Source organism: Sphingobium ummariense RL-3, assembly GCF_000447205.1.
In the GTDB taxonomy this organism is placed as follows: domain Bacteria; phylum Pseudomonadota; class Alphaproteobacteria; order Sphingomonadales; family Sphingomonadaceae; genus Sphingobium; species Sphingobium ummariense.
Map to the genome: position 1 here is coordinate 20,085 of NZ_AUWY01000057.1, position 15,982 is coordinate 36,066.

General features: G+C 65.0%; 15 protein-coding genes. 5 read left to right on the top strand and 10 right to left on the bottom strand.

The features are described from left to right. Nucleotides 1–35: 35 nt before the first annotated feature. Together M529_RS31995 and M529_RS32000 are read right to left on the bottom strand one after the other, a co-directional pair. Nucleotides 36–1,058 (bottom strand): SMP-30/gluconolactonase/LRE family protein, encoded by a 1,023-nt coding sequence (locus M529_RS31995; protein WP_021317336.1) that lies wholly within the window; start codon nt 1,056–1,058, stop codon nt 36–38. Between the two features lie 87 nt (nt 1,059–1,145). Then, nucleotides 1,146–2,066 (bottom strand): cupin domain-containing protein, encoded by a 921-nt coding sequence (locus tag M529_RS32000; RefSeq protein WP_021317337.1) that lies wholly within the window; start codon nt 2,064–2,066, stop codon nt 1,146–1,148. 121 nt (nt 2,067–2,187) lie between these two features. Between M529_RS32000 and M529_RS32005 the strand changes: the two genes are divergently transcribed. Continuing rightward, on the top strand, nt 2,188–3,510 hold the full coding sequence (locus M529_RS32005; RefSeq protein WP_021317338.1) for an MFS transporter: 1,323 nt from the start codon (nt 2,188–2,190) through the stop codon (nt 3,508–3,510). On the opposite strand, the gene M529_RS32010 is transcribed toward M529_RS32005, so the two are convergent. After that, nucleotides 3,488–3,982: a hypothetical protein gene (locus M529_RS32010; protein WP_021317339.1), complete on the bottom strand. Its 495-nt coding sequence runs from the start codon at nt 3,980–3,982 to the stop codon at nt 3,488–3,490. The two genes, M529_RS32005 and M529_RS32010, sit on opposite strands and share 23 nt — an antisense overlap. 106 nt (nt 3,983–4,088) lie before the next feature. Here M529_RS32010 and M529_RS32015 point away from each other — a divergent pair, with 106 nt between their 5' ends. Both M529_RS32015 and M529_RS32020 read left to right on the top strand, forming a co-directional pair. Further along, nucleotides 4,089–5,042, top strand: coding sequence for a cupin domain-containing protein (locus tag M529_RS32015; RefSeq protein WP_031294740.1), 954 nt, complete (start codon nt 4,089–4,091; stop codon nt 5,040–5,042). Nucleotides 5,043–5,157: 115 nt separating this feature from the next. After that, nucleotides 5,158–8,121: a TonB-dependent receptor domain-containing protein gene (locus M529_RS32020; protein WP_021317341.1), complete on the top strand. Its 2,964-nt coding sequence runs from the start codon at nt 5,158–5,160 to the stop codon at nt 8,119–8,121. Between the two features lie 97 nt (nt 8,122–8,218). On the opposite strand, the gene M529_RS32025 is transcribed toward M529_RS32020, so the two are convergent. The 3 genes from M529_RS32025 to M529_RS32035 all read right to left on the bottom strand — a co-directional run bounded on the left by M529_RS32025 (nt 8,219) and on the right by M529_RS32035 (nt 10,522). Next, complete coding sequence (locus tag M529_RS32025; RefSeq protein WP_021317342.1) at nt 8,219–8,689, bottom strand: RcnB family protein; 471 nt, start codon at nt 8,687–8,689, stop codon at nt 8,219–8,221. Nucleotides 8,690–8,845: 156 nt separating this feature from the next. Next, nucleotides 8,846–9,523, bottom strand: a complete 678-nt coding sequence (locus tag M529_RS32030) for a prolyl hydroxylase family protein (RefSeq protein WP_021317343.1) — start codon at nt 9,521–9,523, stop codon at nt 8,846–8,848. Between the two features lie 99 nt (nt 9,524–9,622). Then, nucleotides 9,623–10,522, bottom strand: a complete 900-nt coding sequence (locus tag M529_RS32035; protein WP_408021269.1) for an RcnB family protein — start codon at nt 10,520–10,522, stop codon at nt 9,623–9,625. A gap of 205 nt (nt 10,523–10,727) precedes the next feature. Between M529_RS32035 and M529_RS32040 the strand changes: the two genes are divergently transcribed. Then, nucleotides 10,728–11,537 (top strand): DODA-type extradiol aromatic ring-opening family dioxygenase, encoded by an 810-nt coding sequence (locus tag M529_RS32040; protein ID WP_021317345.1) that lies wholly within the window; start codon nt 10,728–10,730, stop codon nt 11,535–11,537. A 1-nt stretch (nt 11,538) separates the two neighbouring features. Here M529_RS32040 and M529_RS32045 read toward each other — a convergent pair whose 3' ends face one another. The 4 genes from M529_RS32045 to M529_RS32055 are packed head-to-tail and all read right to left on the bottom strand — an operon-like array spanning nt 11,539 to nt 14,007. Beyond that, nucleotides 11,539–12,075 (bottom strand): (2Fe-2S)-binding protein, encoded by a 537-nt coding sequence (locus tag M529_RS32045; RefSeq protein ID WP_021317346.1) that lies wholly within the window; start codon nt 12,073–12,075, stop codon nt 11,539–11,541. Continuing rightward, nucleotides 12,072–12,569, bottom strand: a complete 498-nt coding sequence (locus M529_RS32050; protein ID WP_031294744.1) for a DUF2721 domain-containing protein — start codon at nt 12,567–12,569, stop codon at nt 12,072–12,074. The genes M529_RS32045 and M529_RS32050 overlap by 4 nt, the downstream gene beginning before the upstream one ends. A gap of 2 nt (nt 12,570–12,571) precedes the next feature. Beyond that, nucleotides 12,572–12,739: a hypothetical protein gene (locus tag M529_RS49675; protein ID WP_161626329.1), complete on the bottom strand. Its 168-nt coding sequence runs from the start codon at nt 12,737–12,739 to the stop codon at nt 12,572–12,574. A 56-nt stretch (nt 12,740–12,795) separates the two neighbouring features. Continuing rightward, the gene (locus M529_RS32055; RefSeq protein ID WP_021317349.1) at nt 12,796–14,007 is read right to left on the bottom strand and encodes an LL-diaminopimelate aminotransferase; all 1,212 of its coding nucleotides are present in this window, start codon (nt 14,005–14,007) and stop codon (nt 12,796–12,798) included. 142 nt (nt 14,008–14,149) lie between these two features. On the opposite strand from M529_RS32055, the gene M529_RS32060 reads away from it, so the two are divergent. Then, nucleotides 14,150–15,901 carry a PHA/PHB synthase family protein gene (locus M529_RS32060; protein WP_021317350.1) on the top strand — a complete coding sequence of 584 codons (1,752 nt, stop codon included), beginning with the start codon at nt 14,150–14,152 and terminating at the stop codon, nt 15,899–15,901. The last annotated feature ends 81 nt before the right edge of the window (nt 15,902–15,982 follow it).

Here is a 15,982-nt window from a genome sequence, read left to right on the forward strand (position 1 = left end):
ATCAGGCGGGCGGTGGAAACCGCCCGCCTTTTCCTTTATTCAGCGTTGACGTGGAGGGGCAGCATGCCCTTCACCTTGCTGTGCAGGCGATAGATGCTGGTGCTGCCGGTGATGTAGACGGTATGACCGTCCTCCGCGAAGGCGAGGTTGGCGGCGACCTCCGGCAGCTTGATCTGGCCCAGCACCTTGCCCTGCGGGGTGACGATGCGAATGCCGCCGGGACCGGTCATCCAGATATTGCCTGCGCTGTCCACCTTCAGCCCATCGGGGCCACCCCGGCCCGAACCGGGGGGGAAGCGGATCACCTCGCGCGGCGCGGACAGCTTGCCGTCCGGCCCCACCTGATAGGCGCGGATATACATTTCGGGCCCGTAATTGCCGACATAGAGCGTCTTGAAATCGGGCGAGAAGCCGATGCCGTTGGGCAGCGTCATGTCGGTGATGACCGGTTCCAGCTTGCCGTCGGCATAGCGGAACACCGCGTTGAACGGCAACTCCTTCGCCGGATCCTTGTCCATGCCGTTGAACAGGCCGAAGGGCGGGTCGGTGAACCACAGCGCGCCGCTCTGGTCATAGATCAGGTCGTTGGGGCTGTTCAGCCGCTTGCCCTGATAGTCCGACAGGAAAGGCTGGATCGAAAGATCCTTGTTCACCCTGACGATCCTGCGCGCGCCCATCTGGGTCATCAGCACCGTGCCGTCGGGCGCCGGGACCATGCCGTTGGAGCCGATGCTGGCGCCCTGCGGCGGATTGGGCAGGCCGCCGGAGTTGGCGATCAGCTCCTGGACCTCACCCTGCGGGGTCACGGATCGCATCTTGTCGCCCGTGACGTCGGAGAACCAGAGCTTCCCGCCATGCCACAGCGGCCCCTCGGTGAAGCTGAAGCCGGTGGCCACGCGCTCGATCGAAGTGCCGGGCGCAATCACGGCGTCCAGCGCCGGATCGAGCCGCTCGACGGAAGGGGCGGCGGGTGGCGTGGATGGCGGCTGGGCCATGAGCGGCGCACAGGCTACACCCAGCGAAGCGGCAAGCAGGACGGCGCGGAATCGAGTCAGCATTGCATTTCCCCCATCATGGGTTGCGTGTTGGAAAACCGATCTTGGGACGCGGCGTCAGGTCTCTGCGGGCCAGCGCGTCCCGTTTGTTCAACGGCGCGGACGCATGCGCGCGTCCGCCTCGGCGCGGTAGCGCGCCTTCGCGGCGAGATCGCGCGCGATGCCGAGCACCATCAACTCCAGCGGCTTGTCGCCAGTCTGCCGGATGGCCCGCGCCTCGCCCAGGTCCACCGGTATGGCGTCGCCTTCCTTGATCGCGGCCTTCTCGCTGCCGACCGTGACCTCGCCCGCACCCGACATCACATAATAGACCTCGCTCATGTCGGGCTGGGTGCGGCTGTCTAGCGCGGCGCCGGCGGGCAGCAGGACGTGGTCGACATAGGACCAAGGCGTCTGGAACACCGTGGGGCCAAGGGCACGGCGATAGAGGACACCCTCCGACGCGCCGGTCAGGAACGTGCCAGCGGGCTTCAGCAGAGCCTTGTCCAACCGCATCGTCATGAACTGGGGGATAGGGTCCAGCGTGACCTTGGTGCGTGGATCGCCCAGGTCGAAATTGTCGTAGCTCTTGGTCATGCCGACGTTGATGTTCATCCACTGCAGCGGCTTGTCCGTCGGGTTGTAGATGGCATGAGCGTGCCCCTTGATGTCGGGTGCGCCGGCAGGACCCGCGATGCGCGACGTCCGGCCGTCGATGGTGAATTCCGCCTCCCCATCGAGGATGACGAACATCTCCTCGCAGTCATTATGGTAGTGCTGGCCGATGCCGCTGTGCGGCGCGATGGTGCCCCGGTGAACGAAGATCAGATTGGTGCTGAGCGCGTCGAGGCCGAGAAGCGGGCCGAAGTTCATCGAGCCCGCGCCGCCATGGACCGAAGTCAGGGCACGGGTCGCGGCGGGATCGGTATGGCCGATCCTCTGTGCAAGTGGCGGGGCGGCATGGGCATTCGATAGGGTGGAAAAAGCGACCAACGCCGCGACCGGCGCCAGATGCGGCATCTTCGGAATCATCTCCGTCTCTCTCCCTCTTCAGGCTGGCTTGCCCTTGTCTGTTTACCCCGTCATACAGGCAATCTATCGAGAATCATATATGATATTATAACGCGTGCCTAGTCACGCCGGAGGGATGTTAATGAGTGGAACAGCGCGCTCCAGGGTCCGGCTCGGCCTGATTTTCTTGCTCTTCGTCATCAGCGCGATCGCCTTTCTGGATCGCACCAATATCTCTGTCGCCGGCGTGGACATGCGCCACGAATATGGCATCGATCAGGTCGAGCTCGGCTGGGTCTTCAGCGCGTTCCTGATCGGCTATGCTCTCTTCCAGGTGCCGGCCGGTTGGCTGGCGGCCCGCTACGGACCTCGGGCCGTGCTGACCGGCGCGCTATTGTGGTGGGGCGTCTTCACCGCCGCCACCGCCCTCATTCCGCCGCAAGGCAGTGCGGCGCTGCTGATGCTGGCCTTCACCCGCTTCGCGCTCGGCATCGGCGAATCGGTGGTTTATCCCTGCGGCAACCAGTTCCTCTCGCGCTGGATCCCGGCGCAGGAGCGCGGGAAGGCGAACGGCTGGATCTTCGCCGGCGTGGGCGCCGGATCGGGAATCACGCCGCCGCTGATCACCGCGATCATCCTGGCCGGCGGCTGGCGTGCATCCTTCTACGTCTGCGCCGTCATCGGCATTCTCGCGGCCGCCGTCTGGTATCTTGCGGCTCGTGATCGGCCGCAGGACCATCCGTCGGTGAATGCGGCGGAGCTGGCGCATATCGAGGCGGGGCTCCCCCCCGCCAAGGCCGTATCGCGCGATCCCATTCCCTGGGGCACGATCCTGTCCAGCCGCAATGTGTGGGGCCTGTTCGTCAGCTATTTCGCCTTCGGCTACGTCATCTGGATTTTCTTCAGCTGGTTCTTCATCTATCTGGCGGAAGCACGGCACCTGGACGTCAAGTCCAGCGCGATATTCTCGATGCTGCCCTTCCTCTGCATGACCTTCGGCTGCCTGATCGGCGGGGTCATCAATGACCGGGTGTCGGCGCGCTACGGCCTATACTGGGGCCGGTCGGGGCTCGGCGTGATATCCTTCATCCTCACCGGACTGTTCCTGATCTGCGGGTCAATGGTGGACAATGCGCCGCTGGCGGTTCTGATCCTGGCAGGGGGCGCAGGCGCGATCTATCTGTCGCAAAGCTCCTTTTGGTCGGTGACCGCCGACATCGCCGGCCCGCATACCGGCGTCGTCTCCGGCTTCATGAACATGGGATGCCAGATCGGTGGCGCGCTGACGTCGACGCTGACGCCGATCATCGCGGCGCAGTTCGGCTGGACCGCCGCCTTTATCGCGGGCGCGATCGTGGTGCTGACGGGCGTGCTGGCCTGGGCGGTGGTGGATCCGAACCGGCTGCTGGAGCAGCCCGGCCCGGATACCGATGCGGTGGGGTTTACTGCCGCCGCGACAGCCTGACGGTGAAGGGGTCGCGCCCTTCCATGTCGAAGAAGGTGGTGCCGAAGGGGGTGCGGCGGACATGGACCGCCTCACCCACCTGCGGAGGGGGAACCAGGGTCGTCGTGTCGTAGGAGGTGCCGTCCGCCAGTTCGAGCCGGTAATAGCCGTGCCGCAGCGTCACCACCGCCTTGATGCTGCTGTCGAAATCGGTGCGGCGTTTGAGCGCATCCCGGCGGGATTCGGTCATTTCCGGCGCCGGGGCGGACTGCGGGGAATATGGCGCCGGGGCGGTCTGTGCCGGAGCGGAGGGAATCGGGCGGCTGGCCTGTCCGCTGCCGCCCTGGCCGGCCCGGCCCGAGCGCTGGTCGTAGCAGGCGAGGCGCTGGGTGGGATCTTCGATGGCCCGGCAGGGATCGTCCTGGGCCTGGGCATAACCCAGCGAAACCCATGCGATCCCGCCGATTGCAGCCAGCTGGCAGATGCCTTTCACGCCCTTCTCCTCATATTCATGCGATAATTTGTTTGACTAAAGCGGTAATATCATATCCTATATGATGCATTGCAAGACGCAAAAGAGTCTGCTGAAGGGGAGGAACATGGCTTCCGTAAGAGTCGCTTTCTATCTGTGCGCATCCGCCTTGCTCGCATCCGCGGCGGTTTCGCAGACCCCGCCATCCTCGCCTCCTCGTCCCAGCCGACCGCCGATGGAGATCGGCTGGTCGCCCAAGCGGACACCGGTTCGCCCCTATGAGGCGCCGAATCGGGCATGGTGGAAGCTGTCCGACGTGCTTGCCGCGCACAAGGGGCAAAAGAACTGGATTCATCCCGTCGTGCGCAATCGCGACCTGGAGGCCGACTGGCACCAGATGGCGCCTGGCGGCCGTACCACGCCCCTGATGTACCCCGACAATGCGACGGCGCTGATCGTCTGGGGCGGACAGCTGCGCGTCAGCATCAAGGGGCAGGAACCCTTCGTCGCGGTGAAGGGCGGCGAGATCAACATTCCCTATCGCCTGCCCTTCACGCTCGAGACCGTCGGTGACGAGCCGGCGCTGTGGTTGGAAGTGCACGGCGCGGGCGATATCCCGATCTATCCCGTGGCGACTACTCCGACAAAGCCGAAGGACGTGCCGGGCTTCACCTATGTGCAGGCGGCGCTCAGCGGTGGCGACGGCCAGTATGGCCCGAAGGATCGCCCCTATCTCGATTATTACAAGGATGTCGTGAACGGCAGCGAACGCGCGGGCGCTTTCATCGCCGGCGATCATATCTTCGTGAACAACATCCGCGGTCGCGGCACGCCGACGCCGCCCGCCACCGATCTGGGCCACTTCCATTTCGGCTATGACGAATTCTGGTTCATCATGGAGGGCAATATTTCCTACCAGATCGAGGGGGTGCCGTTCTTCACCGCCTCGCCCGGGGACATCGTGATCGCCGCGCAGGGGCGCTGGCATCGCGCCAGCTTCGGCGGCCCGGTGGGCCAGATGGATACCCGGGTCGCGATCAACCCCTATCCGCGCGGACTGCACAACTTCCAGCCGCACTGAATTCCGGCCGCGCTGAGCGGTGGAAGCCATCACCCCGGCGGAAGGGAATCCGTCCGGGGTAAAAGCCAAAAACAATAAAAATCATACCAAAAAACGAGGTTTAGAGGAGACTGCAATGCTAGGAGAGACTACCCAAGGTAAGGTCACGACCTCGATCGTGGCCATCGCCGCTGCGTTGCTGGCGAGCAGCGCCGCCAGCGCGCAGGACAATGCAATCACCGCGCCCCCGCAGAGCCAGTCGATCACGTCCGATCAGGACATCGTGGTCACGGGGTCGGCGATCCGCGGCGTGGCGCCGGTCGGTTCCAACCTGATCTCGGTCGGCCAGGAAACCATCGAGAAGACCGCGCCGGTCAACGTTTCGCAGCTGGTCAACACTGTGCCGTCCATTTCGACCGCCGGCTCGGTGGCCCAGGGCGAGAACGCCTATTCCTACTACTCGCCGCAGATCCACAGCCTCGCGGGCTCTTCGTCCAACACCACGCTGGTAATCGTGGACGGCCTGCGCCTGCCCGGCGGCGGCACGCAGTTCAACCAGACCGACCCGAACATCATCCCCGTCAGCGCGATCCAGCGGGTCGAAGTGCTGGCGGACGGTGCCTCGTCGGTTTACGGTTCGGACGCGGTCGCGGGCGTGGTCAACTTCATCACCCGCCGCACCTTCGACGGCTTCGAGGCGAACGCCCAGGCCGGTTTCGCCGACAACTACCACAACACCAGCTTCAACTTCATCTGGGGCAAGAAGTGGGACACGGGCGGCGTCTATGTCGCGGGTACCTATACCGACCAGTCGGACCTGAAGAACAAGGACCGCGACTTCTCCAGCCGTGGTGACTATCGCCCCTATGGCGGTACCAACACCAACAGCTATCAATGCAGCCCGGCGACGATCGTCGCGCCCGGCGTTTCCGGCGTCTTCCTGTCGCCCAGCGCGACCACGACGGTGGCGAACACCCCGGCGAACGCGCCCTGCAACAACTCGATCTACGCCAACCTGCTGCCTTCGCAGTTCCGCGCGAACGCAATGATCAAGGTGACCAACGACTTCTCCGACAAGTTCACCGTCACTGCGATGCTGAACTACAACCGGCAGGAGACGCATAACGCCCTGGCGCCTGGCGGTCTGACCAACGCCACGGTGTTCGGCCCCGGCTCGAACCGCGGCGGCCAGATCAACCCGTTCTACGTTGCCCCGGCGGGCGCCCCCGGCGCGACGCAGCAGACGGTCAGCTGGCTCGCGCTGCTGCCCGATGCGGACTATGGCGAATCGGAATCGCAGTCGGACGTCATCTACTCGACGGCGGTCGCCGAATATCGGGTCAACGACAACTGGACGCTGAGCTTCACCGACGCGTTTGGCTGGAACCGGTCGGCGCTGAACACGATCAACGGCTTCTGCTCCGCCTGCGCCCTGCTCGCGCTGAACGGCACCGGCCAGCTGAGCGGCAGCACCACGACCACCAACATCCCGGGCCAGAACGTGATCGCGCTCAACCTGCCGCTGACCACCGCCAACGCGCTGGACGTGTGGCGTCCGTTCGACGGTACCAACCGGACCTCTGAAGCGGTCATCCGCTCGCTTTACCGGAACAACAGCGAGAACACGAACTACAACACGTTCAACCAGATGAAGCTGGACCTGAACGGTTCGCTGTTCAACCTGCCGGCCGGTGCGCTCAAGATTGCCGTCGGCGGCGAATATCTATGGTATGAGCAGACCCAGAAGATCACGGGTTCGAACAACACCGGCCCGACGACCACCGGCTCCAACTTCCGCGTCTACAACTACAAGCGCGACGTGAAGTCGCTCTACGGCGAACTCTACATCCCGGTCATTTCGCCGGATATGGAAGTGCCGTTCGCGCATAGCCTCGATCTCAGCGTTTCGGCGCGCTACGACGACTATAGCGACGTGGGTTCGACCACCAATCCGAAGTTCGCCGCGAACTGGGAGCCGGTCGCGGGCGTCAAGCTGCGCGGTAACTATTCCCGCGCGTTCGTGGCGCCCCCGCAGGCCGTCATCGGCGACCCGACCCAGGGTTATCTCTACGCTTCCGGCAGCGTCGGGGTGAACGGTGCGCAGATCGCGGTTCCGATCGCCAACTATCCGGACGTGGTCAACATCCCGGGCATCCAGTGCAACGCCACCACCTGCACCATCGGCACGCCGGCGGTCCAGGGCATGCGGCGCCAGCTGGGCGGCGGCTTCTCCAACATGGGACCGCAGAAGGGCCGCAGCTGGTCCGCCGGTATCGACCTCGCGCCGCGCTTCCTGCCCGGGTTCACGGCGGCGTTCACTTACTTCCACAACAAGTTCATCGGCGGCGTTTCCTCGCCGAGCCCGAGCGCCATCGTGAACTCCGCCGGTCTGCGCAACCTGCTGACGATCTGCCCGCAGACCTGCAGCCAGGCGCAGATTGACGAGTTCGCCAACCTGGCAAACGGTGCGACGGTGTCGGGTGCCATCCCGCCGCAGGTTTACTTCCTGATCGACCAGAGCACCCGCAACGCGCTGAACCTGACGGTCGAAGGTATCGACGGCCAGTTCAGCTACCGTTCGGAGATTGGCGAGCTCGGTACCTTCACCGTCGGCACGGGCTTCACCTACTTCACGAAGTTCCGTCAGAATTTCGGCGGCGGCACCGAGTTCAGCATCCTCAACACCTCGGGCTACAACACCACCTTCCCGTCGGTTCAGTTCAAGAACCGCGCGCAGCTGGGCTGGGCCAAGGACGGGATTTCCGCCGACCTGTTCTGGAACCACACCGGCTCCTACCGGAACTGGATCAGCACATCCGTCATACCGATCACCGTCGATTCGGTCGGCAATCCGGTCGGCGGCGGCGACAAGGTCAAGTCGAACAACATCTTCGACCTGCACCTGCAGTATGAGTTCCAGGGCGAAGGTTTCGCGCGCGGCTGGCAGGTGTATGTCGATGCGCAGAACATCTTCGACAAGGATCCGCCGTTCTACAATGGCAACACCGCGGGCATCCTGGGCGGCGCATGGGGCTATAACGGCTTCGTGTCCAACCCGATCGGACGCCTGGTCTCGGTGGGCCTGCGCATCCGCATGTAGTCTCCCCCGGTCATCGGGTCGCAAAGGAAGCCCTGGAGCAGCGATGCTCCAGGGCTTTTCTTTCATCATCCCGCCCCTTCAGAATGGGGCGTGCATCTTACCAAAAGAAGCCGCGATGCACCTGGACGACGCGGCCGGTGCGGACGTTCACCAGCAGCACGTCATTATAGTGCCGCACCCAACGAAGGCTCGCGCCCGGCCGCGGGAGGCGGTAACGATAGGGATCGGCGATATAATAGCGTGAGCTGTAATAGACCGGCCGGAGCTGCGCGCCGACGGTCCACTGCGAATAGCGGAACGGCGCGCGCCAGTTGCCGGCGCGATAGACGTCGCGGTGGGTGCGGCGATAATCCTGCCAGTCCTCGCGATATTCACGGCGGGCGTCGCGCAGGTCGCCGCGGGCGTCGCGGACATCGCGGCGATCGCCATAGCGCTGTGCCTGGCGCAGGTCGCGCTGTTCCTCACGGATCTCGCGCCGGTCATGGCGCAGCTCGGCGGCGGATTGGGCCATCGCTACGCCCGGCAGGGCGGTCGCGGCGATCAGACCCAGAATCATGAACTTACGCATCTGTCTTCTCCCATTAAACGGCGGGAGGTAGGCAACCGTCCTGGCGGCAGCCGGTTCCTCGCCGACTGGAAGCAGTTATCGCGCAGTGTGCCTGAACCGGCCGGGAACGGCGTTGTCAGGAATCAGTCATAACTGTCGCGAAATGTATCGTGCCGTTCAAGGGGCCCAGCGGCGCTCGCGGAACCATTTGGTGACGACATATTTGGTGCCGCTTGTGACCGGGCGGGCGGCATGCAGGCTGTTCAGGTTGGGCGCGCCTTCGCGGTCGAGATTGTTCCAGATAAGGATCATCCCCTCGGCCGGCGGGATCATGAATTCGCAATGCGGGAAGTGAGTCTCGCCTCCCGATTCCACTGGCGACAGATAGATCATCGCAGTCCAGGTCCGTTGCCCGCCGCTTTTCAGCATCGCGGGCCAGTAGCTGGCGGTGACCGGGAAATAGTCGCAATGGACCTTATATTCCTGCCCCTCCGTATAACGCTGGCCCTGCAGCGTCTCGCCATTCTCCGGCGGCAGGCCAGTGAGGGCGCAGATGCGGCCGGTGATCGCCTCCACCAGCGGATCCCATGGCGACAGGTTGCAGCTATGGCTGGTGCGATATTCCGCATTGGCGCTGCCCGAAAAGAGGGTTGAGGGCCTGGCATCTGAATCGATCAGGGCACGCAGCCCTGCGCACTCCTCGGGTGTCAAAAAAGCCTGCCGACCGTATATTTCCAGCCGGGGCGAATCGATCCGGCTGACCAGCGGATTGCGGTCCAGCCGCGCCCGCACCGCATCCCCGATCCGTGCCCGGGCGGCCGAAGCCGTGCCGCCGTCGTCGATGATCTCCGTCATGCGCGCTTCCTGCCATCGGCGGACACGCCGCTCAACGGAAAAGAGCCCGGAGCGTTGCCGCCCCGGGCCCAGTTCTCCTGAAGGCCATTCAGGAAGCTCTCACCAGAAGAAGTCGTGGATCACGTCGACCACATAGCCGTCCCGGATATCGACGAGCAGCGCATCATCATAATAGCGGATCCAGCGCAGCGTGCCGTAGGCCGGCGGCAGGCGATAGGCCCAAGGATCGTTCAGCCAGTAGCTGTTGGAATAGAGCAGCCCGGACAGAAAGATACCGGTCGAATAGCGGCGATAGCCATAGGCCCAGCCGCGCGGCGCATAATAGCGGCCGATCCGGTAGCGGTCGCCATAGCGCGTCCGATAGCTGCGCCAGTCATAGCGCCGGTCGTTCCGCCAGCCATTGTCCCACCGCCGCTGGCTGCTCCAGCGCGTCCGGTCATCGAAGCGGCGGCCGTCGTTCCAGTTGCCGTTCCGCCCGTCGCTCCGCCAGTCGCGCCGGTCATCGCGTCGATCCTGGCGCCAGTCCTGGCGATCGTCTCGCCGATCATCCCGCCAATCGCGACGGTCGTCACGCCGATCTTGCCGCCAATCCTGACGCCCATCCCGACGATCGTTGCGCGCGTCCTGCCGATCGTCGCGGCGATCGTTGCGCCAGTCCTGCCGCACGTCCGGCTGGTTGGGGCGGTTCATCACCGGTACGGGCGCCTGCCGCCCATTGGCGTTGCGGTCGGGACGCTGGCTACGGTCCCACCGGCCATCCGGCTGTGATGGAGCCGGCCGGTCGGCGCGCGGCTGCTGCCAGCGGGCGCCGTCGCGATCGGGACGTGGCATCGTGTTCTGCTGCGGCGCGGCGCGAGGACCTGCCTGCCATCGGCCACCTTCCGATCGTGGCTGGGCGTTGCCGCCCGCGCGCTGTTCATTGCCGCGCCCGCGCCATCCGCCGCCTTCGCCCTGCTGGGCATAAGCGGGCGCCATGCCGCCAAGCACCGTGGCGGCCATCAGGCCCACCAGCATCATCTTCCTCACCATCGCTTCGGCTTCCTTGCAGGGCCCAATCGCCCATCCTGCGACATTCTCTAGCGACTCGGCCATGTCGCGATGCTGAATTCATCATGCAGCGATTTGAAAGCATCGCTGCCGTCCGAAACGATCCGTTTCACCCGCGATGGTTGCCTCCGCTCGCTCACGCGTCGATCTATCCCGCATGAAGCAGCCCAGTCTTTTCATCCCGCATGGCGGCGGCCCCTGTTTCTTCATGGATCCCGCCGATCCCGACCGGCCGCATAGCGACCCCATGTGGCAGCCGATGCAGGATTATCTTACAGGCCTGATCGCGAGCCTGCCCGCGCGCCCGCGCGCGATCCTGCTGGTGTCGGGCCATTGGGAGGAGAAGGACTTCACCCTGCATGAGGGCCAGCGGCCGGCGCTGCTGTTCGATTATCATGGTTTCCCGCCGCACACCTACCGGCTGCGCTGGGACGCTCCCGGTGCGCCTGGACTCGCGCTCAGGGCTTCCGAACTGCTCAAGGGAGCGGGATTCGAAACGGCGCGGGAGGCGGAGCGCGGCTGGGATCACGGCGTGTTCATCCCGATGAAGGTCGCAGTGCCGCAAGCGGACATCCCGCTCGCCCAGCTTTCGCTCCGGCGCGACCTCGACCCGGCCACGCATATCGCCGCCGGGCGGGCGCTGGCGCCGCTGCGGGACGAGGGCGTGCTGATCGTGGGATCGGGCATGAGCTTCCACAATCTACGCGTGCGCGGACCGGCGGCTACCGAACCCTCGGCGCTTTGGGACGCGGCGCTGACCGAGGCGGTGACCGATCCCGATCCCGTCCGCCGCGCGGCCCGCGTCGCCGACTGGCGCGCCTTGCCCTACGCCGCCTTCGCCCATCCTCGCGAGGAGCATCTGCTGCCGCTGATGGTGGCGCTCGGCGCGGGCGGGGACGATACGGCGGTCCGCGATCACCACAGCACCGTGCTCGGCTGGGCGGTGTCGGGCTACCGCTTCGGCTGAGTCACGGCCGGCGCAGCGCGGGAACCGTGCGGGCCGCATCCTCGGGCGTGATGCCCGGCGGCGGCACGGCGGCGACCTGCTCCTCGCCGCGCATGATCCGCCCTGCGCGCTGGATCGCGCCGCGCAGTCGGGGATAGATGCCGCAGCGGCAGATATTGGTGATCGCCGCGTCGATTTCCTCGTCGCTGGGATCGCTGGTGCGCCGGAGCAGCACGGAGGCGGCCATGATCATGCCGGGGATGCAATAGCCGCACTGCGAGACATTCTCCGCCGCAAAGGCCTGCTGCAGCGGATGGCCGCGGTCGGGCGAGAGCGCCTCGATGGTAGTGACGAAACGCCCTTCGGTCTTGCCGATGCTGATCTGGCAGGAACGGACCGCCTCCCCGTCTATGTCCACGGTGCAGGCGCCGCAGTCGCCGGTGCCGCAGCCATATTTGGTGCCGGTAAGGTTGGACGCGTCACGCAGCGCCCAGAGCAGTGGCGTATCGGGATCCATGCGATACTGCACCGGCCGATCGTTGACGGTGAACTTCGTCATGCGCCGGTGCTGGCCTCGCCATCATTCTCTTCCTCCTCCGCCTGGTGAAAGAGCACTTCGTTGCGGATGTGGATGGTGCGCGCCGCCAGTCGGATTTCCTGGATGAACGTCGCGAAGGCAGCGGTCTGGAGGAGCATCGCGAAGATGAAGATCAGTGCGATCGCCGTGCCGAGATGCGCGTTGAACAATTCAGCGGCGAACAGCAGCATGACCACCAGGCAGATGGCGCAGCCCGATGCCACCGACAGGAAGATCGCGCCGTTGACGACGCTCATCCGCTTGTCGAGCACGCGGATCTCCTGGACCAGCCGATCATGCTCGCGCCCGCGTGTCACCAGCACGCTCTGCTCCACCTTGCGCGCGCGATCGATCACCCGGGCCAGCCGCCCGGCGCAGACATTGAGGAACGCGCCCAGGCCCGCCAGCATGAACACAGGCGCGACCGCCAGCTGGATGGTCGCCGCCACCTGACTGACCTGGGGAAGGGAGATCATGGTCATCGCCATTTGTCTATCAACCCACGGATCAGGAAGAAAGTGGCGATGCCGGTGATCGGCATCGTCAGCGCCAGCCACGGCATCCATGGCTCTCTTGCTTCGCAATTCGGATCCGGCGGACAATCGCCGATGGCGTAAGCGATCAAGAGGAGAAGCTGAGCCATCATGACAGGCAGCGCCGCGATACATCCGCGGCGTCCGCCTGCCTTGTTCGGCCGATAGCTCAGGCTGCGCCCTTGCTCGACGGCGTGTTGACGCCCATGGACTTGAGATACTGCTTGATGTTGCGGGCGGCCTGGCGCAGGCGCTGCTCATTCTCCACCATGGCGATGCGGACATAGCCTTCGCCGTCCTCGCCATAGCCGACGCCCGGAGCAACGGCGACCTTGGCATGAGTGAGGAGCTGCTTGGAGAATTCCAGGCTTCCCATCTCCTTCAGCGCCGGCGGCAGCGGCGCCCAGCAGAACATCGACGCGCGGGCAGGGGGGATGTCCCAGCCGGCGCGACCGAAGCTCTCCACCAATACGTCGCGGCGCTTGTGATAGAGTTCGCGGTTCTTCTGGACGATGTCCTGCGGCCCGTTGAGCGCGGCGCAGGCCGCCGCCTGGATCGGGGTGAAGGCGCCATAGTCCAGATAGGACTTCACCCGCGTCATCGCCGCGATCAGCTTGCGGTTGCCCACTGCGAAGCCCATGCGCCAGCCAGCCATCGAATATGTCTTGCTGAGCGAGGTAAATTCGATCGCGATGTCCTTGGCGCCCGGCACCTGGAGGATGGAGGGCGTCGGGTTGCCGTCATAATAGAGCTCGGAATAGGCGAGGTCGGACAGCACCCAGACCTGGTTCTCCTTGGCCCAGGCGACCAGCCGCTCGTAAAAGGCGAGGTCGACGGTCTCCGCCGTCGGGTTGGACGGATAGTTGACCACCAGGATCGACGGCCGCGGCACGGTGAAGGCCATCGCGCGGTCGAGCGCGCGGAAATACTCCTCGTCCGGCGTCGTCGGCACCGACCGGATGGTCGCGCCCGCGATGATGAAGCCGAAGGTGTGGATGGGATAGCTGGGATTGGGCGCCAGCACGACGTCGCCCGGCGCGGTGATCGCGGTGGCGAGGCTGGCGAGCCCTTCCTTCGAGCCCATGGTGACGACCACCTCGGTCTCTGGGTCGACCTCCACCCCGAAGCGGCGGCCATAATAATTGGCCTGCGCCTTCCGCAGCCCTGGAATGCCCTTGGACTGGGAATAGCCGTGCGCGCTCGGCTTCTGCGCGACCTCGATCAGCTTCTGGATGACATGATCGGGCGGCGGCAGGTCGGGATTGCCCATCCCCAGGTCGATGATGTCCTCGCCCGCGGCTCGCGCTGCGGCCCGCATCGCATTGACTTCGGCGATGACATAGGGGGGCAGGCGCTTCATGCGGTAGAATTCTTCGGACATTCGTCGGGCTTTCCTGAAAGGTCTCCGTGGAGGATGATGAAGGCGCGGCTTTCAACGCGGCGCTTGGGCGCTATATACCTGCTGTCGGCGGCGCGCCAGCGAAAGCGGCCATTTGGGCCGGGCCGGGTAGAGGAAGGTGGCCATGAAGGTGGAGACGGACGGCGCGAATGTGCTGGAGCCCCAGCTGCCCACGCTGGAGCAGATGCAGCAGTGGACTCAGGTCCTGGGCCGCGCCCAGCAACTGCTGCTGGAGCAGGCGGCGGGCGCCACCGGCCAGACCCTGCCCTTTGACTCGGCGGCCGTTTCCCGCATCCAGACCAGCTTCGCCGACGAGGGGCTGGCACTGTGGCAGCGCTTTCTCGATTCCGGCGGGTTGCTGCGCGACCAGCCCGATCCCGTACCCGCCGGCAGTCCGGCGGCGCGCAAGGACAAGCGTTTCGCGGACCCCGCCTGGACCGAAAATCCCTTCTACGACTTCATCCGTCAGAGCTATCTGCTGCTTTCCGACTATATGACCCGGATGGCGGACGCGGTGGACGGCGTCGACCCGCAGCAGAAGGCGCGGCTGCGCTTCGCCACCAGCGGTCTGCTCGACGCCATTGCCCCCAGCAACTTCCCGCTGACCAATCCCACCGTCGTCGAAAGGACGATCCAGACCGGCGGCGAGAATCTCGTACAAGGCCTCAAGCACATGCTTGCCGACCTGGAGAAGGGCCAACTGACCCACACCGACGGCACCGCCTTCGAGCTGGGGCGTAACATCGCCGCGACACCGGGCAAGGTCATCAAGGAAACCCCGCTCTACCAGCTGATCCATTATGCTCCGACCACGGAACGGGTGCTGGAAACGCCGCTGCTGATCTTCCCGCCCTGGATCAACCGCTTCTACATCCTCGACCTCTCGCCCGAAAAGAGCTTCGTCAAATGGGCGGTGGACCAAGGGATCAGCGTGTTCCTGGTATCGTGGAAATCGGCCGATGCGTCGATGAAGGATGTCGTCTGGGACGATTATATCCTCCAGGGGCAGGTCGACGCGATCGATACGATGCGCGACCTGTTGGGCGTCGAGAGCGTCCACACTATCGGCTATTGTGTCGCGGGCACCACGCTCGCCGCGACGCTCGCCCTGCTCGCGGCACGGGGCGAGGCGGGGAAGGTGGCGACGGCGACCTTCTTCACGGCGCAGGTCGATTTCAGCGAGGCCGGCGATCTCAGTCTGTTCGTCGATGACGAGCAGTTGAAGCTGGTCGACCGTCTTTCCGGTTCCGGCTTTCTCGACGGGCGCTACATGGCGGCGACCTTCAACCTGCTGCGGGGCCGCGACCTCATCTGGAACTATGTCGTCAACAACTATCTGTTGGGACAGGACTATCCGCCCTTCGACTTGCTCTACTGGAACGGCGATACGACCAATCTGCCGGCGCGCTGGCACCGGGACTATCTGACCCAGCTCTACCGCGATAACCTGCTTGTCGTGCCCGGCGCCATCAGCGTGGACGGGACGCCGATCGACCTCGGCCAGGTGAAGACCCCCGCTTATGTCCAGGCGGGGAAGGAGGACCATATCGCTCCGCTGGCGAGCGTGTGGAAGCTTGCGACGCAGCTTTCCGGTCCCGTCCGGTTCCTGCTGGCAGGATCCGGGCATATCGCCGGCGTCATCAACCCGCCGGCTGCCGGAAAATATCAATATTGGTCTTGCGAGACGGCCCAGCCGAGCCTGGACGCCTTCCTGTCCAACGCGCAGGAAACCAAGGGCAGCTGGTGGCCGGACTGGGCGGGATGGATTCGCGGCCATGGCGACAAGACAGTGGCCGTGCGCGGCGCGCGCCGGCCTGGACGCGGCAAGCTGAAGGCGCTGGAAGACGCGCCCGGACGCTACGTCAAGGAGCGTTAGGGAGCGAATTTCCGGTCTTTGCGGTGATCCGGCCGAGCGCTGCGGCGAGCAGGCTGTTTCAATTTTGTTGCACTGCACAAA